This window comes from Streptomyces sp. NPDC048171 (assembly GCF_043202655.1).
GTDB lineage: Bacteria > Actinomycetota > Actinomycetes > Streptomycetales > Streptomycetaceae > Streptomyces.
In genome coordinates, this window is sequence record NZ_JBIDAU010000009.1 from 102,600 (window position 1) to 125,495 (window position 22,896).

19 protein-coding genes are annotated in these 22,896 nt (G+C 73.2%); 11 read left to right on the top strand and 8 right to left on the bottom strand.

From position 1 onward, the window contains the following. The first annotated feature begins 88 nt into the window (after positions 1-88). From ACGF3J_RS25380 to ACGF3J_RS25395, 4 genes are all read left to right on the top strand, one after another. A complete protein-coding gene (locus tag ACGF3J_RS25380; protein ID WP_393854883.1) occupies positions 89-2,365 on the top strand; it encodes a heavy metal translocating P-type ATPase in 2,277 nt (758 codons plus the stop codon). Between the two features lie 195 nt (positions 2,366-2,560). Continuing rightward, complete coding sequence (locus tag ACGF3J_RS25385; RefSeq protein WP_393854884.1) at positions 2,561-3,256, top strand: phosphatase PAP2 family protein; 696 nt, start codon at positions 2,561-2,563, stop codon at positions 3,254-3,256. A gap of 172 nt (positions 3,257-3,428) precedes the next feature. Next, a complete protein-coding gene (locus tag ACGF3J_RS25390) occupies positions 3,429-4,493 on the top strand; it encodes an ABC transporter permease (RefSeq protein WP_393854885.1) in 1,065 nt (354 codons plus the stop codon). Between the two features lie 434 nt (positions 4,494-4,927). Continuing rightward, positions 4,928-6,133 carry a cysteine desulfurase-like protein gene (locus ACGF3J_RS25395; protein WP_393854886.1) on the top strand — a complete coding sequence of 402 codons (1,206 nt, stop codon included), beginning with the start codon at positions 4,928-4,930 and terminating at the stop codon, positions 6,131-6,133. 22 nt (positions 6,134-6,155) lie between these two features. Here the strand turns inward: ACGF3J_RS25395 and yicI are convergent, their stop codons facing one another. Beyond that, entirely contained in the window at positions 6,156-8,426 is a 2,271-nt protein-coding gene (gene yicI / locus ACGF3J_RS25400) for an alpha-xylosidase (protein WP_393854887.1), read from the bottom strand. Positions 8,427-8,710: 284 nt separating this feature from the next. Here yicI and ACGF3J_RS25405 point away from each other — a divergent pair, with 284 nt between their 5' ends. The 4 genes from ACGF3J_RS25405 to ACGF3J_RS25420 all read left to right on the top strand — a co-directional run bounded on the left by ACGF3J_RS25405 (position 8,711) and on the right by ACGF3J_RS25420 (position 12,935). Then, positions 8,711-9,925: an ABC transporter substrate-binding protein gene (locus ACGF3J_RS25405; RefSeq protein ID WP_393854888.1), complete on the top strand. Its 1,215-nt coding sequence runs from the start codon at positions 8,711-8,713 to the stop codon at positions 9,923-9,925. Between the two features lie 11 nt (positions 9,926-9,936). Then, positions 9,937-10,836 (top strand): carbohydrate ABC transporter permease, encoded by a 900-nt coding sequence (locus tag ACGF3J_RS25410; protein ID WP_393854889.1) that lies wholly within the window; start codon positions 9,937-9,939, stop codon positions 10,834-10,836. A gap of 6 nt (positions 10,837-10,842) precedes the next feature. Beyond that, a complete protein-coding gene (locus ACGF3J_RS25415) occupies positions 10,843-11,670 on the top strand; it encodes a carbohydrate ABC transporter permease (protein WP_393854890.1) in 828 nt (275 codons plus the stop codon). A 92-nt stretch (positions 11,671-11,762) separates the two neighbouring features. Beyond that, a complete protein-coding gene (locus ACGF3J_RS25420) occupies positions 11,763-12,935 on the top strand; it encodes an MFS transporter (RefSeq protein WP_393854891.1) in 1,173 nt (390 codons plus the stop codon). Positions 12,936-12,948: 13 nt separating this feature from the next. Here ACGF3J_RS25420 and ACGF3J_RS25425 read toward each other — a convergent pair whose 3' ends face one another. Further along, entirely contained in the window at positions 12,949-13,341 is a 393-nt protein-coding gene (locus ACGF3J_RS25425) for a MarR family winged helix-turn-helix transcriptional regulator (RefSeq protein WP_161328625.1), read from the bottom strand. Between the two features lie 76 nt (positions 13,342-13,417). Here ACGF3J_RS25425 and ACGF3J_RS25430 point away from each other — a divergent pair, with 76 nt between their 5' ends. Further along, positions 13,418-13,702 (top strand): DUF6332 family protein, encoded by a 285-nt coding sequence (locus ACGF3J_RS25430; protein WP_125489609.1) that lies wholly within the window; start codon positions 13,418-13,420, stop codon positions 13,700-13,702. Here ACGF3J_RS25430 and ACGF3J_RS25435 read toward each other — a convergent pair. The 3 genes from ACGF3J_RS25435 to ACGF3J_RS25445 all read right to left on the bottom strand — a co-directional run bounded on the left by ACGF3J_RS25435 (position 13,663) and on the right by ACGF3J_RS25445 (position 17,244). Then, a complete protein-coding gene (locus ACGF3J_RS25435; protein ID WP_125489608.1) occupies positions 13,663-14,328 on the bottom strand; it encodes a response regulator transcription factor in 666 nt (221 codons plus the stop codon). The genes ACGF3J_RS25430 and ACGF3J_RS25435 overlap by 40 nt on opposite strands. Next, complete coding sequence (locus ACGF3J_RS25440; protein ID WP_393854892.1) at positions 14,325-15,563, bottom strand: sensor histidine kinase; 1,239 nt, start codon at positions 15,561-15,563, stop codon at positions 14,325-14,327. Before ACGF3J_RS25440 ends, ACGF3J_RS25435 begins: the two co-directional genes overlap by 4 nt. 436 nt (positions 15,564-15,999) lie before the next feature. Beyond that, positions 16,000-17,244, bottom strand: coding sequence for a geranylgeranyl reductase family protein (locus tag ACGF3J_RS25445; protein WP_161328623.1), 1,245 nt, complete (start codon positions 17,242-17,244; stop codon positions 16,000-16,002). Between the two features lie 144 nt (positions 17,245-17,388). Here ACGF3J_RS25445 and ACGF3J_RS25450 point away from each other — a divergent pair, with 144 nt between their 5' ends. Next, positions 17,389-18,744, top strand: a complete 1,356-nt coding sequence (locus ACGF3J_RS25450; RefSeq protein WP_161328622.1) for a dipeptidase — start codon at positions 17,389-17,391, stop codon at positions 18,742-18,744. 311 nt (positions 18,745-19,055) lie between these two features. Here the strand turns inward: ACGF3J_RS25450 and ACGF3J_RS25455 are convergent, their stop codons facing one another. The 3 genes from ACGF3J_RS25455 to ACGF3J_RS25465 form a co-directional block, all read right to left on the bottom strand. Beyond that, a complete protein-coding gene (locus ACGF3J_RS25455) occupies positions 19,056-20,099 on the bottom strand; it encodes an NUDIX domain-containing protein (RefSeq protein ID WP_393854893.1) in 1,044 nt (347 codons plus the stop codon). A 146-nt stretch (positions 20,100-20,245) separates the two neighbouring features. Then, positions 20,246-20,440: a hypothetical protein gene (locus ACGF3J_RS25460; RefSeq protein ID WP_161328620.1), complete on the bottom strand. Its 195-nt coding sequence runs from the start codon at positions 20,438-20,440 to the stop codon at positions 20,246-20,248. A gap of 128 nt (positions 20,441-20,568) precedes the next feature. Continuing rightward, positions 20,569-21,522: an ROK family protein gene (locus ACGF3J_RS25465; protein ID WP_393854894.1), complete on the bottom strand. Its 954-nt coding sequence runs from the start codon at positions 21,520-21,522 to the stop codon at positions 20,569-20,571. A gap of 227 nt (positions 21,523-21,749) precedes the next feature. Between ACGF3J_RS25465 and ACGF3J_RS25470 the strand changes: the two genes are divergently transcribed. Further along, positions 21,750-22,826: a LacI family DNA-binding transcriptional regulator gene (locus ACGF3J_RS25470; protein ID WP_161329996.1), complete on the top strand. Its 1,077-nt coding sequence runs from the start codon at positions 21,750-21,752 to the stop codon at positions 22,824-22,826. Positions 22,827-22,896 lie beyond the last annotated feature (70 nt).

Sequence of the window (22,896 nt, forward strand, 5' to 3'; positions counted from 1 at the left end):
CCCTACGGGTATACAGGAATCCGGAGCGGATATACCCCCACCCCGTATATGACACCCAGCGCACGCCGCGCACGCGTCAGGAGCAGCCATGACCACCAGCACGACCAGAGCACCGGCCGAGGTGGAGCTCGCCATCGGCGGCATGACCTGCGCCTCATGTGCCGCCCGGATCGAGAAGAAGCTCAACCGGATGGACGGGGTCAGCGCCACCGTCAACTACGCGACGGAGAAGGCCAAGGTCAGTTACGGGGGCGAGGTGTCCGTACCGGACCTGATCGCCACGGTCGAGGCAACGGGATACACGGCCCGCGAGCCCGAGCCGGTGCGCGCCGAGCCCCCGCCCGGCACCGGGCCGGCCGCTCCCCCCGGGGACGGCGACGCGCTGCGGCCCCTGCGGCAGCGGCTGGTCACCGCCGTACTGCTCGCCCTCCCCGTCGTCGCGATGGCGATGGTGCCGGCGCTGCAGTTCGAGTACTGGCAGTGGCTGTCGCTGACTCTCGCGGCGCCCGTGGTGACCTACGGCGCGTGGCCCTTCCACCGGGCGGCCCTCACCAACGCCAGGCACGGCGCGGCCACCATGGACACACTGATCTCGGTGGGCACCTCGGCGGCGTTCCTGTGGTCGCTGTGGGCCCTGTTCCTCGGCACCGCGGGCACGCCCGGCATGACCCACCCGTTCGAGCTGACCATCGCGCGCGGTGACGGCTCCGGGAACATCTACCTGGAGGCGGCCGCCGGGGTGACCGCCTTCCTCCTCGCCGGGCGCTACTTCGAGGCACGCGCCAAGCGCAAGGCCGGCGCCGCGCTGAAGGCCCTGCTGGAACTGGGCGCGAGGGAGGTCACGGTCCTGGGCCCCGACGGCCGGGAACGGACGGTTCCCACGGCCGAGTTGGCGGTGGGCGACCGCTTCCTGGTCCGCCCCGGCGAGAAGATCGCCACCGACGGCACGGTCCTGGAGGGCTCCTCCGCGGTGGACGCCTCGATGCTCACCGGCGAGTCGGTCCCCGTCGAGGTCGGCGTGGGCGACGGCGTCACGGGCGCGACCCTGAACGCGGGCGGCCGGCTGGTGGTCGAGGCGACCCGTGTCGGCGCCGACACGCAGCTGGCCCGGATGGCGAGGCTGGTCGAGGACGCGCAGAACGGCAAGGCCGCCGCCCAGCGCCTGGCCGACCGCGTCTCCGGTGTCTTCGTCCCCGTCGTCATCGCCCTGGCGCTGGCCACCCTGGGCTTCTGGCTCGGCAACGGGTCGGGACCCACCGCCGCGTTCACGGCCGCCGTCGCCGTACTGATCATCGCGTGCCCCTGTGCCCTGGGGCTGGCCACTCCCACCGCCCTCATGGTCGGCACCGGCCGGGGCGCCCAGCTCGGCATCCTCATCAAGGGACCCGAGGTGCTGGAGTCCACCCGCAGGGTCGACACCGTCGTCCTCGACAAGACCGGCACCGTCACCACCGGCCGGATGACCCTGCTCGCCGTGCACACCGCCGGTGACACCGAGGAGGACGACGTACTGCGCCTGGCCGGTGCCCTGGAGCACGCCTCGGAGCACCCGGTCGCCCGCGCGGTCGCCGACGGGGCGCTGGAGCGGCTGGGCGGCGCCCTGCCCACCCCCGAGGACTTCGCCAACGTCCCGGGGCTCGGCGTGCAGGGCGTCGTCGACGGCCACGCGGTCCTCGTCGGCCGGGAGCGGCTGCTCGCCGAGTGGGCGATGACCCTTCCGGCGGACCTGGCCCGTGCCAAGGGCGAGGCGGAGACGTCCGGGCGGACCGCGGTCGTCGTCGCGTGGGACGGGGAGGCGCGGGCGGTCCTCGAGGTCGCGGACGCGGTGAAGGAGACCAGCGCCGAGGCGATCGGCCGACTGCGCGCCCTGGGGCTGACGCCGGTGCTGCTGACCGGGGACAACCGTGCCGTGGCCGCCTCCGTCGCCCGCGAGGTCGGCATCGACCCCGGGGCCGTCTTCGCCGAGGTGCTGCCGCAGGACAAGGTCGACGTGGTCAAGCGCCTTCAGCGCGAGGGGCGTTCGGTCGCGATGGTCGGCGACGGCGTCAACGACGCCGCCGCGCTCGCCCAGGCCGACCTGGGGCTCGCCATGGGCACCGGCACCGACGCCGCCATCGAGGCCGGAGACCTCACCCTGGTCCGCGGCGACCTGCGCGCCGCCGCCGACGCGATCCGGCTGGCCCGCAGGACGCTGGGCACGATCAGGTCCAATCTGTTCTGGGCCTTCGCCTACAACGTCGCCGCGCTGCCGCTCGCCGCGGCCGGACTCCTCAACCCGATGATCGCCGGTGCGGCCATGGCCTTCTCCTCGGTCTTCGTCGTCGCCAACTCGCTGCGCCTGCGGTCCTTCCGGGCCGCGGGCTGAGCGGCCACCGGCACGCCGGGCGGACGTGCTCGGCCGAGCGCGATGCCGGCCGAGCACGCCCGCCCGGCCCCGTCCACGGGCGGACCACGTCCCCCGGACGGGCCCTGCCGACGCGCCTCGGGCACCGGGGCGGACCAGGATGGTGCGGCGAGGGACCACGCCACGTACACCGGCCGGCCCACGGAGCAGGAGCCGATGAACGAACCGACCAGAGCCGACGGGGACGACGACACCGGCGGCCCGCCGGGCCCGCCGCCCGCCCCGCGACGGCCCCCCGGTCGGGCCCTCGGCGCCGTGCTCGGTGACCTGCGTGCCGTCGACGGCGCGCTGTACGCGGCGGTCGCCGCCACCTCCACGCCCACGCTCGACCGGGCGCTGCGCCGCCTCTCCCACGCCGCGGACCATTCGAAGGTCTCCCTCGGGATCGCCGCCGCCCTCGCCCTGAGCGGTGCGCGGGCGCGCAGGGCCGCGCTCGTCGGGGCCGGGGCGGTCGCCGTGGCCTCGGCGTCGACGAACCTGCTGGGCAAGCGGCTGGTGCGCAGGGCGCGGCCGGACCGGGAGTCGGCGCGGGTGACGGTGGACCGGTACGTGCCCATGCCCGCGTCGGCGTCCTTCCCGTCGGGCCACACGGCCGCGGCGGTCGCGTTCGCCACGGCCGTCGGCGTCGTGCTGCCCGCCGCCGCCGTCCCGCTGGGCGCACTGGCGAGCGCCGTCGGCTACTCCCGGGTCCACACCGGCGTCCACTATCCCGGCGACGTCGCCGCGGGCGCCGTCGTGGGCATCGCCAGCGCGGCGGCGGCGCTGGCCGCGGCGGCCGCCGCCCCGGTGCCGGGCGTGCGGTCGGTCTACTCGGCGCCGACGGCGCCGCAGACCGCCGTCGGCCCCCGGTAGTCGCCGGGGGGCCGGAACCCGACGGAGTGCCACGGCGCGGCGGCCCGAACCCGGGGCCCCCGGCCGGCGAAGCCCCTCGCTGGTGCCGGGGCCACGGCCCTCACGCTCCGTGCACCCCCGGGCGAGGGCGCTCCTGGTGCCCTTTCCGTCCGGCTGTGGAAACGTCCGGATCATGGCCCACATGTCCCACGGCGCCCACGGCAGACCCCCGGCCCGTGGGCGGCGCTGGTCCGCGTTCCGGCAGTCGCCCTTCTGGCCGGCCACGGTGCTGGTGCTGATCCTCGCCGCCGCCGCCGGTCTCTTCGCGGGCTCGTACACCTACTCGATGGCGGACCCGACGCCGCGTTCGATCCCGACAGCGGTGGTCGGCTCGTACGACGAGGCCCGCAGCCGGGCCTTTCTGGACGGGCTTGAGCAGGCGCTGAACGCCTCGGTGAAGGTGCACACCTACGACACCCGGTCCGCGGCGGTCGGGGCGCTGGAGGACCAGGAGGTCTTCGCGATCTTCGAGTTGCACGAAGGGGGACGGACCGCCGTCCTCGACCTGTCCAGCGCGTCGGGCGCCTCGGTCGCCGAGGTTCTGTCCGACGCGGCACCCGCCGTGGGCCGGAAGACGGGCGTCCAGGTCACCGTCCGGGACATCAACCCCCTCCAGGAGGGCGACCCGCGCGGGCTGGCGATCTTCTACATCTCCCTGGCCGCGGTGATCATCGGTTTCGTCGGGGCGATCCAGCTCAGCGTGCACGCGCGGTCGCTGGTCCCCTTCGAGCGCATCCTGTTCACGATGGCCTACGCGCTGCTCGGCGGCTTCGCCATCGCCGCGACGGTGGACTGGCTGCTGGACGCGCTCGACCTGCCGTTCGCGGAGTCGTGGGCGATCCTGGCGCTCACCCTGTTCACCTCCGGCATGGTCTTCTCCATGTTCAACACCCTGTTCGGGCGCTGGGCGATGCTGCCGACCTGGGGGCTGATGGTGCTCCTCGGCAATCCCTCGTCCGGCGGCGCGGTGTCCTGGCCGCTGCTGCCGTCCCCGCTGGGCGTGATCGGCCAGTGGCTGCCGCCGGGCGCCTCGGTCAACGCGCAGCACACGGCGGTGTACTTCCAGGGCCATCAGCACGTGTTCCCGTTCCTGGTACTGGGCGGATGGGCCCTGTTGTCCTGCGCGGTCTTCTGGATCTGGCGTCACCGACACCCGGGCGGGCGCGAGAAGGAGCCGGTGGCGGAGGAGGCGTCCTGAGGAGGCGGCGCCCCGGGCCTCATCCGAGTTCCTCGCGCCGGGTCGCGGCGATACGGGTGAGCGCGACCCCCAGGCCCACTCGACGAGCTTCTGACGGCCGGCGTCGGCCAGGGTGGCCAGGGTGTACCGGCCGTCTCCGAGGTCGGGGCGGCGCCCCGCGCCGCCCGGTGACCGGGCCGGCCGCCCGGTGGCCGAGCCGGCCGCCGTGCACGGGAACGGCCGGCGCCGGGCCGCTGCCCGGCAGGACGGTCACGCTCGTACTTTGACCGCGCCCGGACGGACCGGACGGACCGGGGCCCGCCGTTCTCCCCCGCCGGCGGGCGGCCCGCAACGCGGGCGAGCGGGGCCGACGCCCGACCGCCCCGTCTGTTCCGAACGCGGCCCGGCTGCGATCATGAGGACGGAGTTTCCGCCCTCGGTTGGTTGGAGTGCACATGGCCCTCGACGTCGACGCGATCCGCGCGCAGATACCCGCCCTGAAGTCCGGCTCCGCCCGTTTCGACGCGCCGGGCGGCACCCAGACCCCGCAGCCGGTGATCGACGCCATCGGCGAGGCGCTGGCCAACCCACTGGCCAACCGGGGCCGGACGACCGAGGGCGAGCGCAACGCGGACGGCATCGTCGCGGACGCCCGCAGCGCGCTCGGCGACCTGCTGGGCACCGAGCCGCGGGGGATCGTCCTCGGCCGCAGCGCCACCCAGCTCGCCTACGACCTCTCTCGGACGCTCGCCAAGGCGTGGGGGCCCGGCGACGAGGTGATCGTCACCCGCCTCGACCACGACTCCAACATCCGGCCCTGGATCCAGGCGGCCGAGGCGGTGGGCGCGAGCGTGCGGTGGGCGGACTTCGACCCGGCCACCGGGGAACTGCGTCCCGAGCACATCGAGGCGGTGCTCTCCCCGCGGACCCGGCTGGTCGCCGTGACGGCCGCCTCCAACCTGATCGGCACCATGCCCGACCTGCCTGCCATCGCCCGACTGGCGCACGGAGTCGGCGCGCTGCTGCACGTGGACGCCGTGCACTACGCCTCGCACGCGGTCGTCGCCCCGGCGGCGCTCGGCGCGGACACACTGGTCTGCTCTCCGTACAAGTTCCTCGGTCCGCACCTGGGCGTGCTGGCGGCGCGGCCCGAGTTCCTGGAGTCACTGCGCCCGGACAAGCTGCTGCCGTCCAGCGACGCCGTCCCCGAGCGGTTCGAGCTGGGCACGCTGCCGTACGAACTGCTGGCCGGCACCCGTGCCGCGGTGGACTTCCTCGCCGGTCTGGAACCGGAGGCGCACGGCGGCCGCAGGGAGCGGCTCGTCGCCTCCTTCGCCGCCCTGGAGACGCACGAGGACGCGTTGCGCCGGCGGATCGAGGCAGGGCTGGCGGACCTCGGCAAGATCACCGTCCACTCCCGCGCCGCGCGGCGCACGCCCACCCTGCTGTTCACCGTGGCGGGCCTGAGCCCGGCCGAGGTGTACCGGCAGCTCGCCGAGCGCGGGGTCGACGCGCCCGCCGGCACCTTCTACGCACTGGAGGCCTCGCGCCACCTCGGCCTGGGCGACGAGGGCGCGGTCCGCGTCGGCCTCGCGCCCTACACCAGTGCCGACGACGTGGACCGCCTCCTGACGGCCCTCGCCGCTCTCACCACCGGCTGACCGGGAGTCCCGGCGTCCGGGCTCACCCCAGCGGCACCGTCACCTCACCCGCGCCGCGCGCGCTCCCGCCGCCCGCGACCCGCACGGTGAACGGCCGGTCGGTGCCGGTGGCGGTGACCCGCAGGACGTCGCCGTCGCGGCGCACGCGGAAGGTGGCGGCCGGGGTGCCCAGCAGGTCGGGCACGGTGACCTCGGTCGCGTAGTCCGCGCCGGCGGGCGGGTGGACCAGCAGGGTCGGGTCGTCCAGCCAGTCGCCGTCAGGGCGCCGGTCGTCCAGGGCCAGCGGCAGGACCGCGCCCTCGCGGACGTACAGCGGCAGGCTGTCGAAGGCGTGCCGTTCGGTGCGCCAGGCCGGGCCCGTGACGGGCTCGCCGGTCAGGAGGTGGGTCCAGGTGCCCTCGGGGAGGTAGACCTCCACCTCGCCGTCCTCGGTGAAGACCGGGGCGACCAGGAGGTCCGGGCCGAGCATGTACTGGCGGTCCAGCGGGCGGCAGCCGGGATCTTGGGGGAACTCCAGGAGCATCGGACGCATCATCGGCACGCCGGTGCGGTGGGCCTCGGCGGCGACGCCGTACAGGTAGGGCATCAGGCGGTGCTTGAGGAGGGTGAACCGGCGGGCCACGTCGACCGCCTCCTCGCCGAACTCCCAGGGCACCCGGTACGACGAGGAGCCGTGCAGCCTGCTGTGCGAGGAGAGCAGGCCGAAGGCCAGCCAGCGGGTGAAGACCGATGCGTCGGGCGTGCCCTCGAAGCCCCCGATGTCGTGGCTCCAGAAGCCGAAGCCGCTCAGGGAGAGCGACAGTCCGCCCCGCAGCGACTCGGCCATCGCCTCGAAGGACGACCAGCAGTCACCGCCCCAGTGGACGGGGTACTGCTGCCCGCCCGCGGTCGCCGAGCGGGCGAAGAGGACCGCCTCGCCCTGGCCGCGCTCCTTCTCCAGGAGTTCGAAGACGGTGCGGTTGAAGAGGTGGGTGTAGTAGTTGTGCATGCGCTCCGGGTCGGAGCCGTCGTGCCAGACGACGTCGGTGGGGACGCGCTCGCCGAAGTCGGTCTTGAAGGAGTCCACGCCCTGGTCGAGCAGGGGTTTGAGCTTCCCGGCGAACCAGTCGCGGGCGGCGGGGTCGGTGAAGTCGACCAGGCCCATCCCGGCCTGCCACAGGTCCCACTGCCACACGTCGCCGTCCGGCCTGCGGACCAGGTGCCCGAGGGCGGCGGCCTCGTCGAAGAGCGGGGACTTCTGGGCGATGTAGGGGTTGATCCAGACGCTGACCTTCAGTCCCTTCGCCTTGAGCCGGGCGAGCATGCCCTCCGGATCGGGGAAGACGTCCGGGTCCCACTGGAAGTCGCACCACTGGTACTCGCGCATCCAGAAGCAGTCGAAGTGGAAGACGGTCAGCGGTATGCCGCGTTCGGCCATGCCGTCCACGAAGGACGTCACGGTCCGCTCGTCGTACGACGTGGTGAAGGACGTCGTGAGCCAGAGGCCGAAGGACCAGGCCGGGGGGAGGGCGGGGCGGCCGGTGAGGGCGGTGTAGCGGGTGAGGACGTCCTTGGGGGTGGGCCCGGCGACGACGTAGTACTCCAGCGTCTGGTCCTCGACGCTGAACTGCACCTGGCCCACGGACTCGGAGCCGACCTCGAAGGAGACCGCGCCGGGGTGGTTGACGAAGACGCCGTAGCCGCGCGAGGAGAGGTAGAACGGGATGTTCTTGTAGGCCTGCTCACTGCTGGTGCCGCCGTCGGCCTGCCACATGTCCACGACCTGGCCGTTCTTGACGAACGGGGTGAAGCGTTCGCCGAGGCCGTAGACCTGCTCGCCGACGCCGAGCGAGAGCCGGCTCACCATGTGGTGGGCGCCGTCGCCGGTGGTGGCGAAGGCGGTGCCCTTGGCGTTCGCCCGGGTCAGCTCGCGTCCGTCCGCGTCGTGGAAGGTCAGGCCCCAGGGACCGGCGCGGTCCAGCCGGAGCGTGAGCGGGCCGCTGGTCAGCTCGGTGACGGTGCCGTCCTGGCGCACCGCGCCGGCGCCGTCGGCCGGGCCGGCGAGGGCGAAGTCGGGGCCGGGCCCGCGCTTTCCGGCGTGATGGGTGACGCGGACGCCGATGACCCCCTCGGCGGGCGAGAAGCATTCGACCGTGAGCAGCGGCGCGTTGAGCGTGTCCCCCCTCCGCGCCACCTTCTTCACGGCGGCATAGGCAGTGAAGCGCTTCGATTCCGGGCGTACATCGCGTATCTCGGTGGCGTACGAGAGATGCACACCCTCACGGATGAGCCAGAAGCCGTCGGTGAACTTCATGATCTTCCTCGGGTGGGGCGGAAGCTGTCGGATGGGGAGCGCACAAGCCGTCGCACAGCTTGTTGATCGTACACAGAACCCCTCCCCGTGCCGAGGCGTTCACGTCAACCCAACCGCTTTGAACAGGCGTGATCACCAAAAACAACAGCACCGTCACCGCACGGAGTGAAGAGGCCGCGGCTGCTTCGGTCTAGCGCGGGAGCGGGTCCTTGACGTATTAGTCATCCCATCAAACAAAACGGTCCGGCGGGGTAGCCGGACGGGACGACAGCAAGGGCCGCACCATGTCGAAGCGCTTCACCTCGCTCGTCACCGCTTCCGTGCTGGTCGCCGGGGCGGCGCTGGCCGGCTGCGGGCAGCAGCGCGACGCCGGCGTGTACACCGTGATGAATTCCTCGACCGACGAGTCCTACCACCGCTGGGACGCCGAGGCGATGGCCCGCTGCGGGGAGAGGCTGGGGGTCACCATCGAGCAGCAGAGCGTTCCGGCGGCGCAGGTGATGACGAAGGCACTGCGCATGGCGTCGTCCAAGTCACTGCCGGACATCGTGCAGTTCGACGCGTCCGAGATGCCGACGTTCGCCGAGGCGGGCGGTCTGGTCGACCTCGGGACCCTCGGGCTGAGCACCGACGGCATACCCGACGGCATCGTCGACTTCGGCTCGTACAAAGGGACGTACTACGGCGCTGCCCGGTCCGTGAACACGCTCGCCCTGTTCTACGACAAGGACGTCCTCGACGAGGCGGGCGTGCGAGTGCCCACCACCTGGGCCCAGTTGCGGGAGACCGCGAAGCAGCTCACCCGGGGCGGGCGGTACGGAGTGGCGCTCAGCGCGGGCGGCGCGGAGGACGGCGTCTTCCAGTTCATGCCGTTCATGTGGTCCAACGGCGGCGACGAGACCGACTTGGACGGTCCGAAGGTGGTCGAGGCCCTCGACTACTGGAAGGGCCTGCTGAGTGACGGTTCGCTCTCGAAGTCGACGGTCAACTGGACACAGGCGGACGTCAACGACCAGTTCATGGCCGGCAACGCGGCGATGATGATCAACGGGCCGTGGCAGGTGGAGACCCTCAACAGCGACGAGTCGCTGCACTGGGGCATCGCGCCGATCCCGGTCCCCCGAGCCGGTGACGACTCGGTGGGTCCCCTGGGCGGCGCCGTGCTCACCGTGCCCAACACCGGTGACGAGGCGCGGGAGAGGACGGCTGGGAAGATCGTGGCCTGTCTGTCGAGCGAGGAGGAGCAACTCACCTACGCGCTCAACAGCTGGATGGTCCCGGCCAACGCCCGGGCGGCCGCCGCCTGGCGCGAACGGGTGCCCGAACTGGACTCCCTCGCCGGGCAAGTGGCCGTCGCCCGGTCCCGGACGGCGCAGCTCGGCGCCGGCTGGTCGAGTGTGTCGCTCGCGCTGCAGAGCGCCTTCCAGTCCGCCCTGACCGGCCAGTCCAGTGAGTCCGCCCTGAAGCGCGCCCAGCAGCGGGCCACGAGCGGGAACTGAGGTACGCCCCCATGACCACGCCCACCGTCACCGCCCGGACCCGGCGCCGGCTCGCGCAGTGGGGGTTCGTCGCCCCCGCCGTCGTCTTCATGCTGCTGTTCTTCGGCTATCCGCTGGTCCGCAACGTCGTGATGAGCTTCCAGCACTACACGCCGAAGACCTTCTTCACCGGGGAGGCCCCCTTCAACGGGGCCGACAACTGGTCCAACGTGTTCCAGGACGCGCTGTTCGGCAAGGCGCTGTGGCACACGCTGGTGTTCACCGCCGGGTCGCTGCTCGGGCAGTTCTGCATCGGGCTGGCGCTCGCGGTCTTCTTCAGCCGCCGCTTCCCGCTGAACGGCGTGCTGCGTTCGCTGATCCTGCTGCCCTGGCTGGTGCCCATGGTGGTCTCCGGCATCGTGTGGCGGCGCATCCTCGACCAGGACACGGGCGTGCTGAACTCGTTCCTGGACACCCTCGGGGCCGGCGGCCACGCCCCCTGGCTGACCAGCCCGGACCTTGCCCTGCTGTCGGTCGTGCTGGTCAACGTCTGGATCGGCATCCCGTTCAACATGGTCATCCTGTACGGCGGCCTCCAGGAGATCCCGAGGGAACTGCACGAGGCGGCCGCCCTGGACGGCGCGTCGGCGTGGCGGACCTTCCGCTCCGTCACACTGCCGGTGCTCAGGCCGGTCGTCACGGTCGTGCTGGTGCTCGGGTTCATGTCGACGGTGAAGATCCTCGACCTGATCCTCGCCCTGACCGACGGCGGACCGGCCGACGCCACGCAGACGCTCGGCACGCTGACGTACCAGAACTCCTTCGTCCAGCTGGACTTCGGCGCGGGCGCCGTGGTCGGCAACGTACTCATCCTGATCTCCGCCGTGTTCGCGGTGTTCTATCTGCGGGCCAACCGCACCGAGGGGAAGTGACCGACGATGGCCACCCACACGCCCACCGCGTCCCGGCGCCGCTGGGGCTCCACCGTCGCCGGTGTGCTCGTCCTCGGCGTGATGCTCTTCCCGCTGTACTGGATGCTCAACACCGCGCTCCAGCCCGAGTCGGGGCTGCTCCGGGTCGACCCGGTGCCGGGCGGCCTCGACCTGTCCGGCTTCTCCAAGGCGATCCGCGACCAGGGCGGGCACCTGCTGACCTCACTGGCCGTGTCGCTCGGCGCGGTCGCCCTCTGCCTGGCGATCTCGGCGCCGGCGGCGTACGGGCTCGCGCGGTTCGGGCTGCGCGGCTCGCGCACCATCGTGTTCGGCACCCTGATCACCCAGATGGTGCCGGGCATCGTCATCGCCAACGCGCTCTACAACTCGTACGTGGACCTGGGCCTGGTCAACTCCTACTTCGGCCTGATGCTCGCGGACGCCTCGCTGGGCATCCCGTTCTCCATCGTGTTGATGCGCTCCTTCATGGTGTCGATACCGGGCGAGGTGATCGAGGCCGCACAGATCGACGGGGCCGGGCCGGTTCGGACGTTCGCGAAGGTGGTGCTGCCGATGAGCCGCAACTCGTTGATCACCTCGGGACTGTTCGCGTTCCTGTTCGCGTGGAGCGACTTCATGTTCGCGCTGACCCTGAACACGACCGACGAGGTCAAGCCCGTCACCCTGGGCATCTACCAGTACATCGGCGCGCACGTCGGCGACTGGGGCTCGGTCATGGCCGCCTCCGTTCTCTCCGCGGTACCGGCGGCGATCCTGCTCGTCCTCGCCCAGAAGTACATCGCCGCCGGGATCACCGGCGGCTCCGTCAAATGACGCGGGCGGACAACGGTGCCTTGCCGCGGTCCCCGTCCGGCACCTAGCCTGACTTTGTGCCGCTAATAAACAAAACCCGATCGCACAGCGCCGTGCCGGGTCCCCGCGACGATCTCACCCGCCTGCGCATCGCCCTGACCGCCTTCTTCGCCCTCGACGGCTTCGTCTTCGCCGGCTGGGTGGTGCGCATCCCCGCCATCAAGGAGCAGACCGGTGCCTCCGCCAGCGCCCTGGGGCTGGCCCTGCTCGGTGTCTCGGCCGGTGCCGTCGTCACCATGACGCTCACCGGCCGGCTGGTCCGCCGCTACGGCAGCCATCCCGTCACCGTCGCCTGCGCGGTCCTGCTCTGCCTGAGCATCGCCCTGCCCCCGCTCACCCACTCGGCGCTCGCCCTGGGCGCCGTCCTTCTGGTCTTCGGCAGCGCGTACGGCGGGATCAACGTCGCCTTCAACAGCGCCGCCGTCGATCTGGTGGCCGTGCTGCGGCGGCCGATCATGCCGAGCTTCCACGCGGCGTTCAGTCTCGGCGGCATGGTCGGCGCCGGACTCGGCGGGCTGGTCGCCGGATCGCTGTCCCCGACGCGGCACCTGCTCGGCCTCACAGTGCTCGGACTGCTGGTCACCCTCGTCGCGGGCCGCGCCCTGCTGCGCTGCGAGCCCGCCGCGCCGCCCGACCGCCCGGCCGGGGACGACGGCTCCCCACGCCGCCTCGACCGCCGGACCCGCCGCCTGGTCGTCACCTTCGGCCTGATCGCGCTGTGCACGGCGTACGGCGAGGGCGCCATGGCCGACTGGGGCGCCCTGCACCTGGAGCAGGACCTGGACGCCTCGCCGGGTCTGGCCGCGGCCGGCTACTCCTGCTTCGCCCTCGCCATGACCGTCGGCCGGCTGACCGGAACGACCCTGCTGGAACGGCTGGGCCGGACCACCACGGTGGTGGCGGGCGGCACCACCGCCGTGGCCGGGATGCTGCTCGGCTCGCTCGCCCCGTCGGTGTGGGCGGCCCTGTTCGGCTTCGCGATCACCGGGCTCGGACTCGCCAACATCTTCCCGGTCGCCGTCGAACGGGCCGGCGCCCTGGGCGGACCGAGCGGGGTGGCGACCGCGTCCACGCTGGGATACGGCGGCATGCTGCTCGGGCCGCCCGCGATCGGCTTCATGGCCGACTGGTTCTCCCTGCCGGCCGCGCTCACCAGTGTGGCCGTGCTCGCGGCGGTCGCGGTGCTCGTCGCGGTGGCGACCCGGCGCGCGGCGGTGGAGAGCTGAGGGGCGGAAACGGTCAGCGCACCAGCATCCGGTTCAGCACGGCCCGCTGCACCGGGAGCGCCGCGCCGTGCCGGGCCCGCCCCTCGGCGGTGAGCGCCACCCGGACGCCCCGCCGGTCCTCCGGGCACAGGGAGCGCTCGACGAGGCCGTCCTTCTCCAGGCGGGCGACCAGCCGGGACAGCGCGCTCTGGCTCAGATGGACCCGCTCGGAGATCTGCTGCACCCGGTAGCCGCAGGCGCCGTCGGCGTCCGGCGAGCCCGCCAGGATGTCGAGCACCTCGAAGTCGCTGCCGCAGAGCCCGTGTCGGTGCAGCGCGCGGTCGAGTTCGCACTGGGTCCTGGCGTGCAGTGCCAGCATGCCGCGCCACCGCGCGACGAGCGCCTGTTCGGACCTGTCCCCCGCCATGGCCGCACCGTAGCAGAGCCCACGCGGCGCGGAAGACCGGTCGCCGGACCGGCCCCGTCCTGCCAGACTTGCCGGCATGGAGACATACGGGGGACGGCGGACGCAGGGCGAGCGGGACGCGATGACGGTCGAGATCGGCTACGCGCTGTGCAGCGCGGCGTTCGCGGCGGCCGTGCTGTTCGGGGCCGTGGCGGGACCCGCGTATCTCTTCGCCCTGCCGGCCGGTTCGCGGGGTGTGCTCGTGACCGCGGGAGCCGTACTGGCCGTCGCGGTGTTCCTGGTGCGGGTGGTGAGTGTGCTGGTGCGGTTCGGTCGCGGGGGTCAGCCCAGCCAGCCCGGCCGTACCAACCCCGACTCGTAGGCGAGCACGACCAGTTGGGCGCGGTCGCGGGCGCCCAGCTTGACCATGGTGCGGCTGACGTGGGTCTTGGCGGTGAGCGGGCTGACGACCAGTCTGCGGGCGATCTCCTCGTTGGACAGGCCGATGCCGACCAGGGCCATCACCTCCCGTTCCCGCTCGGTCAGCCGGGCCAGCTCGCCCGCCGCCGCGGGCTCCTTGGACCGGGCGGCGAACTCGGCGATCAGGCGCCGGGTCACGCCGGGCGACAGCAGCGCGTCGCCGTCCACCACCGCGCGCACGGCGCGCAGGAGTTCCTCGGGTTCGGTGTCCTTGACCAGGAAGCCGGAGGCGCCCGAGCGGATGGCCTCGAAGACGTACTCGTCGAGTTCGAAGGTGGTGAGCATGACGACCCTCACCTCCCGAAGGCCGGCGTCCCCGGTGATCCGGCGGGTCGCGGCCAGGCCGTCGAGCAGGGGCATGCGGATGTCCATCAGGACGACGTCGGGGCGCAGTTCGCGGATCACGCGCACCGCCTCCTCGCCGTCGGCGGCCTCGGCGACCACCTCGATGTCCGCCTGGGCGTCCAGGAGGGCCCGGAATCCGGCCCGTACCAGTGACTGGTCGTCGGCGAGTAGTACGCGGATCACCGGTCCTCCTCCTTCGTGTGCGCCACGTCGATCGGCAGCGCGGCGAGCACGCGGAAGCCACCGTCGGCGCGCGGGCCCGCCTCGATGGTGCCACCCAGCGCGGCCGCCCGCTCCCGCATCCCGGCCAGCCCGTTGCCGCTGCCGCCCGCGTCGGCGTGCGTCGCTGGTCCGTCGTCGTCGACGCGCAGCCGCAGCGTGCGGCCGTCCCGGTCGAGGCGCACGCGCGCGTGCCGCGAACCCGAGTGCCGCACCACGTTGGTGAGCGCCTCCTGGACGATGCGGAACGCCGCCAGGTCGGTACCGGGCGACAGTCGCGGCGACTCCCCCTCGACCTCGACGGTGAGGCCCGCGCTCGCCGCCTGCTCGACCAGTTCGGGCAGCCGGTCGAGGCCGGGGGCCGGTGCGCGCGGCGCGTCTCCGGGGGTACGCAGGGCGTCGAGGACCTGCCGCACCTCGCCGAGCGCCTCCTTGCTCTGGTCCTTGATGGTGGTGAGCGCGGTGCGCGCCTGCTCCGGGTCGGAGTCGAGGAGGGCGAGTCCGACGCCCGCCTGCACGTTGATCACGGAGATGCTGTGCGCGAGTACGTCGTGCAGCTCACGGGCGATCCGGAGCCGCTCCTCGTCCGCGCGGCGCTTCGCCGCCTGGGCCCGTTCGGCCCGTTCCCGCGCCCACTGCTCGCGCCGGGTCCGGGCCAGCTCCGACAGCGCCACGATCGCAACCACCCAGGTGGCGATCACGATCTCCTCTCCCCAGGAGGCGGCGGAGTCCCCGGACGGCGGCAGCCGGCTGTAGAGCCAGTGCGACACCAGGGCGTGCCCGGCCCACAGCGTGGCCATCGCCGTCCACGCGGCCCGGCGGTGCCCGGTGACGACGGCACTGAAGCAGGCCACCGCGACGGCCACGAACACCGGCCCGTACGGGTATCCCGAACCCAGGTAGAGCAGCGTGGCGGCCGCCGTGCCGAACACCACGGGCACCGGGTGGCGCTGCCGCCACAGCAGGGCGGCCCCGGTGACGAACAGCAGTGCCCGCGCGAAGGGGTCCAGGCCGGCCCGCTCCCCCGCCTGGGCGTGCGCGGCGAAGTTGGAGCCGATCAGCACGAACGCCGTGATCAGCGCGGTGGAACGCCAGGGCCAGCGGGGTCGGCGGTGCTCGTCGTCCCGCCGGTCCCACCACGGGGGTCCGAGCCGCCACCACTGCGGTGGCCCGCCGCGGCGCTCGCGCTGTCCGTCCATGCGGCCACGCTAGACGCCGTGTGCCTCCGGCGGCGTCAGCCGGGCGTGGTGATCACGGGTACTCCCGGGGAAGTACGGCGGGCTCCGGCAGTGGGACGGCCCGGCCGTGAGCGGGGGCTTCTGCCGGTGGTCGGCTGCGGGCGCGTGGTGGCTGGGCGCGCCGTTCCCCGCGCCCCTGGGTGGGTCAGCGCGGCGTCCGTTCAAGGGCTCCAGGGAACTTCTGACAGTGGCCGGGCAGGCGCGTGGTGGCCCGGACACGCCGTACCCCGCGCCCCTGGGTAGGTCAGCGCGGCGTCCGTTCAAGGGCTCCAGGGAACTTCTGACAGTGGCCGGGCAGGCGCGTGGTGGCCCGGGCACACGGTTCCCCGCGCCCCTGGGTGGGTCCGGGCGACGCGTCTCCAGGAGTGCGAGGGCGACGGTGCACAGGCCGGGCGGGTCAGGAATCGACCCCCTCGTTCGCCGAGGCGTCGGTGGGGCGCCGGTCCATGGCCGTCAGGGCGCGCTGGGCCAGCGGGTGGCCGCGGACCAGTTCGCCCAGGGAGGTCGATCCCTGGGTGATGTCCTTGAACGCCTTCCAGGCCGGGCGGAAGCCGGTCAGGGCCGCGTGGAAGAGACCGGGACGGCGCTCGAACACCGTCAGCATCCGCTTGCCGACGCTCATCTCCACGCCGAGGCCCGCCTTGATGGCGAAGGCGTAGTTGAGCGCCTGCCTGCGCGCGTCCACCGCGTCGTGCGCCTCCGAGATCCGCACCGCCCACTCCCCCGCGAGCCGGCCCGACCGCAGCGCGAAGGAGATGCCCTCGCGGGTCCACGGCTCCAGGAGGCCCGCCGCGTCGCCGCAGACCAGGACCCGGCCGCGGGAGAGCGGCGAGTCGTCCGCGCGGCAGCGGGTCAGATGGCCGGAGGAAATGCTCGGCTCGAAGCCGGCGAGTCCGAGCCGGCCGACGAAGTCCTCAAGGTACCGCTTGGTCGCCGCGCCCTCGCCCCGCGCCGAGATCACCCCGACGGTGAGCGTGTCGCCCTTGGGGAAGACCCAGCCGTAACTGCCGGGCATCGGCCCCCAGTCGATGAGGACGCGGCCCTTCCAGTCCTCGGCGACCGTGTCCGGCACCGGGATCTCCGCCTCCAGGCCGAGGTCCACCTGGTCCAGCTTCACCCCGACGTGCGCGCCTATCCGGCTGGCGCTGCCGTCCGCGCCGACGACCGCGCGTGCCAGCACGGTCTCCCCGCCCTGGAGGACGACCGCGACGGTGCGCCGGTCCGGGACCGCCGACCCGTGCTGCTCCACCCGGGCCACCGTCGCCCCGGTGCGCACCTCGGCGCCCGCCTTCTGCGCGTGCTCGACGAGCTGCTGGTCGAACTCGGGCCGGTTGATCAGCCCGAACAGCATCTGCCGGGAGCGCCGGGTCCGGGTGAAGCGTCCGTTGTTCGAGAACGTCACCGCGTGCACCCGGTCCCGGAAGGGCAGCTCGAAGCCCGGCGGAAGGGTGTCCCGCGAGGGACCGATGATGCCGCCGCCGCACGTCTTGTAGCGGGGCAGCTCCGCCTTCTCCAGCACCAGCACGCGGCGCCCCGCGACCGCCGCCGCGTAGGCGGCCGAGGCCCCTGCCGGTCCCGCGCCCACCACGACGACGTCCCAGACCTGACGCGCGTCGTCCGCCGAAGAGTTCTCGCTGCTCACGATGGTCTACTGCTCCGATCAAACCGCATGCCGCACCTGACCCCCGCATCCTACGGCGGCCATCGCCGCAGGCCACTGTGGGAGGATCGGCCCATCAATCCAAGTACTCCTTGGTACAACGTCGCACCCACAAGGAGCGTGCCCATGTCGTCGAATCCGGTCGCCGAGACCGTCTCCTCCCTGCTGCCCCGCGCGAAGGAGGAACTCGCCGCGCTGGTGGCCTTCAAATCGGTGGCGGACTTCGACCAGTTCCCGCGCAGCGAGAGCGTCGGCGCCGCCAACTGGATAGCGTCCGCCCTGCGCGCCGAGGGATTCCAGGACGTGGACCTGCTCGACACACCGGACGGCACACAGTCGGTGTACGGGTACCTGCCCGGGCCCGAGGGCGCCAAGACGGTGCTGCTCTACGCGCACTACGACGTGCAGCCGCCGCTGGACGAGGCCGGCTGGGTCACGCCGCCGTTCGAGCTGACCGAGCGCAACGGCCGCTGGTACGGGCGCGGCGCTGCCGACTGCAAGGGCGGTGTGCTGATGCACCTGCTGGCGCTGCGCGCGCTCAAGGCGAACGGCGGCGTGCCGGTGCACGTCAAGGTGATCGCCGAGGGTTCGGAGGAGCAGGGCACGGGCGGTCTGGAGCGGTACGCCGAGGCGCACCCGGAGCTGCTGGCCGCCGACACCATCGTCATCGGCGACGCGGGCAACTTCCGGGTCGGCATGCCGACGGTCACCTCGACGCTGCGCGGCATGACCCTGGTACGCGTGCGCGTGGACACCCTGGAAGGCAACCTGCACTCCGGCCAGTTCGGCGGTGCGGCGCCCGACGCGCTGGCCGCCCTGATCCGCGTACTGGACTCGCTGCGCGCCGAGGACGGCTCCACGACCGTCGACGGGCTGGCGGCGGACAGCGCGTGGGAGGGCCTGGCGTACGACGAGGAGCAGTTCCGCCGGGACGCGCGGGTGCTGGAGGGCGTGGAGCTGATCGGCTCCGGTTCGGTCGCGGACCGGATCTGGGCCCGGCCGGCCGTCACCGTGCTCGGCATCGACTGCCCGCCGGTCGTCGGCGCCACCCCGTCGGTGCAGGCCGGCGCCCGCGCGCTGGTGAGCCTCAGGGTGCCGCCGGGCGTGGACGCCGCCGAGGCCACCAAGCTGCTCCAGGCGCATCTGGAGGCGCGCACGCCGTGGGGCGCCCGGGTCGGCGTCGAACAGATCGGCCAGGGCCAGGCGTTCCGCGCCGACACCACCAGCCCGGCGTACCAGGCCATGGCGGACGCGATGGCGGTGGCGTACCCCGGCGAGGAGATGCAGTACGCCGGTCAGGGTGGCTCCATCCCGCTGTGCAACACCCTGGCGGCGCTGTACCCGGAGGCCGAGATCCTGCTGATCGGCCTGAGCGAGCCGGAGGCGCAGATCCACGCGGTGAACGAGAGCGTGTCCCCGCAGGAGCTGGAGCGGCTGTCGGTCGCCGAGGCGCTGTTCCTGCGCAACTACGCGGCGAGCTGAGCGAGGACTGCCCGGGTTCTGCCGTCGGCAGAGCAGAGGGGCCTCGCCTCCGCGTGGGGCCCTGCCCGGGGTCGTCGGGTCCGCCGCTCGTGTACGAGGCTGGGAGCCTCCGCCGCACGAGAACGCGCTGCGGCTGCTTCCAACGGGCGGCTTCGACCGGCCGACGCGGGTGACAGAGGTGTCCGACGGCGACGTTCGCCGTTGTCTCGTCGCCGGACGACGGCAGGGTGATCCTCGGCGTGTTCCACACCGATTGAGGCCGGGCCGACGCTGCGGGAGTCGGCACGGAGCCACGGGGCGGCCCTGTGACGTCAGCCGACGGGGATGCCCGCCTCCAGGTAGAGGGCGGCTCCGCGTTCCCGGGCCCGCAGTGCCCAGCGCAGCCGCTCGTAGCGGACCGGGGGCAGCAGGCCGGCCGCCTCGTCCTCGGTGACGAAGCGCCAGTCGCGCAGTTCCTGACCGGGGAGCAGCACCCGGCCGGCGTCGGCGGATGCGAGCCGTCCGCCGTCGAAGAGGAGCCGCAGACCGCCGTATGCCGGGGGTGCGGGCCGTTCCCAGTCGACGACCAGCAGTGCGGGTACGTCGGCGAGGCGGATGCCGGTCTCCTCGTGGACCTCGCGCATGCCCGCGCGGGCGGGCGCCTCGCCGGGTTCGACGACCCCGCCGGGGAACTCCCAGCCCGGCTTGTAGGTGGGGTCGACCAGCAGCACGCGGTCCCGCTCGTCGAAGAGCAGGACACCGGCGGCGACGGTCTCGCCCGTGGGCTCCGGAGTCTGCACGATCTCGCAGGCCGGGGCTGCGCCGGTGCCGACGGCCTCGGCGACCCGGGCGGCGGCCTCGTACGGGGTGAGGGCGCCGGTGTCGACCGGGTGGGCGTCGGCCGTGAGCCAGGAGGCGAGGGCGGAGCGGTAGGGCTCGATGTTGTCGTACGACCACTGCCGCACGCGTATCTCGCCGTCGGGCAGGCCCTCCGGTATCTCACGGCGCGCTATCCGCTCCCGCAGGATCGTTTCGGCCGGGGCCAGCAGGACGTGCCTGACCTCGATCCGGCGGGCGGCGAGCCCGCCGAAGATCTCGTCCCGGTACTCCTGGCGGAGCAGGGTCATCGGGACCACGAGGTGCCCGCCGAGCTCGGCGAGCATCGCGGCCGCCGTGTCGATCACCAGGCGGCGCCAGATCGGCAGGTCCTGGAAGTCGCCCGCCTCGGCCAGGCGTTTGGGCGGCAGCAGGTGTGCGAGTGCCCCGCCGATGATCTCGGGGTCGAAGAGCGTGCTGTTCGGGATCAGTTCGATCAGTTCCCGTGCGGTGGTGGTCTTCCCCGCACCGAACGCGCCGTTGATCCAGACGACGGTCACAGGTCCCCCTCTTCTGTTGGCCCCCTGTGGCTTGCCCGCTCCACCCTGCCACGGAAACCAGGCCCAGTTGAGGGCGTACGACAGCGGCGCCGGCGCCCCCGGGGAAAGGGGTGCCGGCGCCGTGAGTGCGGAGGGCCCGCGCGGGGTCAGCCCAGCTGTCCCAGGGCGTCGTCGTCCGGGGTCAGGCTCTCGGTGGCCACCGTGTCCTGGGCGGTGCTGACGGCGCCCTCGGCGTCGAGGCCGAGCGGGAGGTCGCTCGGCTCGGAGTGGGACGGAGTGACGGCCGCGACGACGAAGCCGGTGGCGAGGGACGCGAGGGCGAGCATGCTGCGCTTCTTCATGCCCCGTTCAACTACGGGGCGACGCCGTGGTCACGGGTACGCCCCGGGAAGCGTCGCCCCGGCCCGCCCCTGCCGTCGTCGACCAGGGGCGACCGGCAACTCCTCCGTCGCCTCGGTGCGGCGCCGGCTCAGACGTGCGCCGCCGTCACCCCGGTCACCCTGGTCAGCGCCGCCGAAGCCGCCCCCACGAGGCCCGCGTCCGTGCCCATCTGGGCGGGGACGACCACCAGGCGCTGGACGAAGGAGAGGGTCGCGTAGTCGGTCAGGGCCTTGCGCAGAGGGGTGAAGAGGACGTCGCCCGCCTTGCCCACGCCGCCGCCCACCACGGCGATGTCGATCTCGACCAGGGTCGCGGTGGCGGCGATACCGGCGGCCAGTGCCTGCGCGGCGCGCTCGAAGGAGGCGACCGCGACGGGGTCGCCCAGGCGGGCGGCGGCGGCGACCGCGGCGGCGGAGGTGTCACCGTCCGGGCCGGGCCGCCAGCCGCCGTCCAGGGCGCGCCGGGCGATGTTGGGGCCGCTCGCTATGCGCTCGACGCAGCCGCGGGCACCGCACGGGCAGGGATCCCCGTCCAGGTCCACGCTGATGTGACCGATGTGGCCGGAGTTGCCCGTCGGGCCGGGGTGCAGCCGGCCGCCCAGCACCAGTCCGCCGCCGACACCCGTCGAGACCACCATGCACAGCGCGTTGTCGTGCCCCCGCGCGGCGCCCTGCCAGTGTTCGGCCGCCGTGATGGCCACCCCGTCGCCGATCAGCTCGACGGGCAGGTCGCCGACGGCGTCCCGGACCCGTCGGACCAGCGGGTAGTCGCGCCAGCCGGGCACGTTCACCGGACTCACGGTGCCGGCGGAGGCGTCCACCGGGCCCGCGCTGCCGATCCCGACGGCCGTGACCCGCCCCCACAGCGCCGACGCCGTCAGCTCCGCGAGCACGGCCTCGACCGCCCCCATCACGGTGTCGCCGTCCTCCCGGGCAGGCGTCGCACGCTGGGCGCGCGCGTGGATGCGGCCGTCGCCGTCCACCAGCGCACCGGCGATCTTGGTGCCGCCGATGTCCAGCGCTGCCACGAGGTCGGTGTGCATCAGAGTCGGATCTCCCCGTCGGACCGAAAACGAAAAAAGAAAGCGAAAAAGGCGAACACAAGTGCGCACCGTGGACCGGTCCCAGGTGGGGACGAGGACCGGAGAGTGCGATGGACAGTGTCTCCCGCATCTGACAACGTTGTCCAGGCTCTATGCTCGACGCCACATCCTCATACAAACGCATGACCGACACATCCCCCGTGGACGACAGGAGCCGACGCACTCCCGTGGACGACAGGACAGGACACCGCATCGTGCCCGACACGACCCGCCGCGCAGACCGCCTCCCCGGGAACCGCTACGGCAATCGCCCCACCATGAAGGACGTCGCGGCGCGCGCCGGGGTCGGCCTGAAGACCGTCTCCCGGGTGGTCAACGGGGAGCCCGGCGTCACCCCGGAGACCGAGCGCCGCGTCCAGGAGGCCATCGACGCCCTCGGCTTCCGCCGCAACGACAGCGCGCGGGTCCTCCGCAAGGGACGGACCGCGAGCATCGGCCTCGTCCTGGAGGATCTGGCCGACCCGTTCTACGGGCCGCTCAGCCGCGCCGTGGAGGAGGTGGCCCGGGCGCACGGCGCGCTGCTGATCAACGGGTCCAGCGCGGAGGACCCGGACCGTGAGCAGGAGCTGGTGCTGGCGCTGTGCGCGCGGCGCGTCGACGGCCTCGTGGTCATTCCGGCCGGGGACGACCACCGGTACCTGGAGCCCGAGCTGAAGGCGGGCGTCGCGACGGTGTTCGTGGACCGCCCGGCGGGGCAGATCGACGCGGACGTGGTGGTGTCCGACAACTTCGGCGGCGCCCGGGACGGCGTGGCCCACCTCATCGCGCACGGGCACCGCAGGATCGGCTTCATCGGTGACATGCCCCGCATCCACACGGCCGCCGAGCGGCTGCGCGGCTACCGGGCCGCCATGGAGGACGCGGGCATCCCGGTGAAGGACGCCTGGATGTCCCTGGGGGTCACCGACCCCGAGCGGGTGCGCAGGGCGGCCGAGGACATGCTCGCGGACCCGGAGCCGGTCACCGCGATCTTCACCGGCAACAACCGGGTGACCGTCACCGTCATCCGCGTCCTGGCCGGGCACACGCCGGGCGTCGCGCTCGTCGGCTTCGACGACATCGAGCTGGCCGACCTGCTCCAGCCGGGCGTCACCGTGGTCGCGCAGGACGCGGCCGCCCTCGGCCGCACCGCCGCCGAGCGCCTGTTCCGGCAGCTGGACGGCACCCTTCTCGCGCCGGACCGCATCGAACTGCCGACCAGGCTCGTCACCCGCGGCTCCGGCGAGCTGCCGCCGGCGGGCTGAGGCGGGCGTGCCGAAGCCGGCGGGCGAAGGCTCCGCGCCGCGGCCTCCCGAGGGCTCCCGCGCGGCCGTA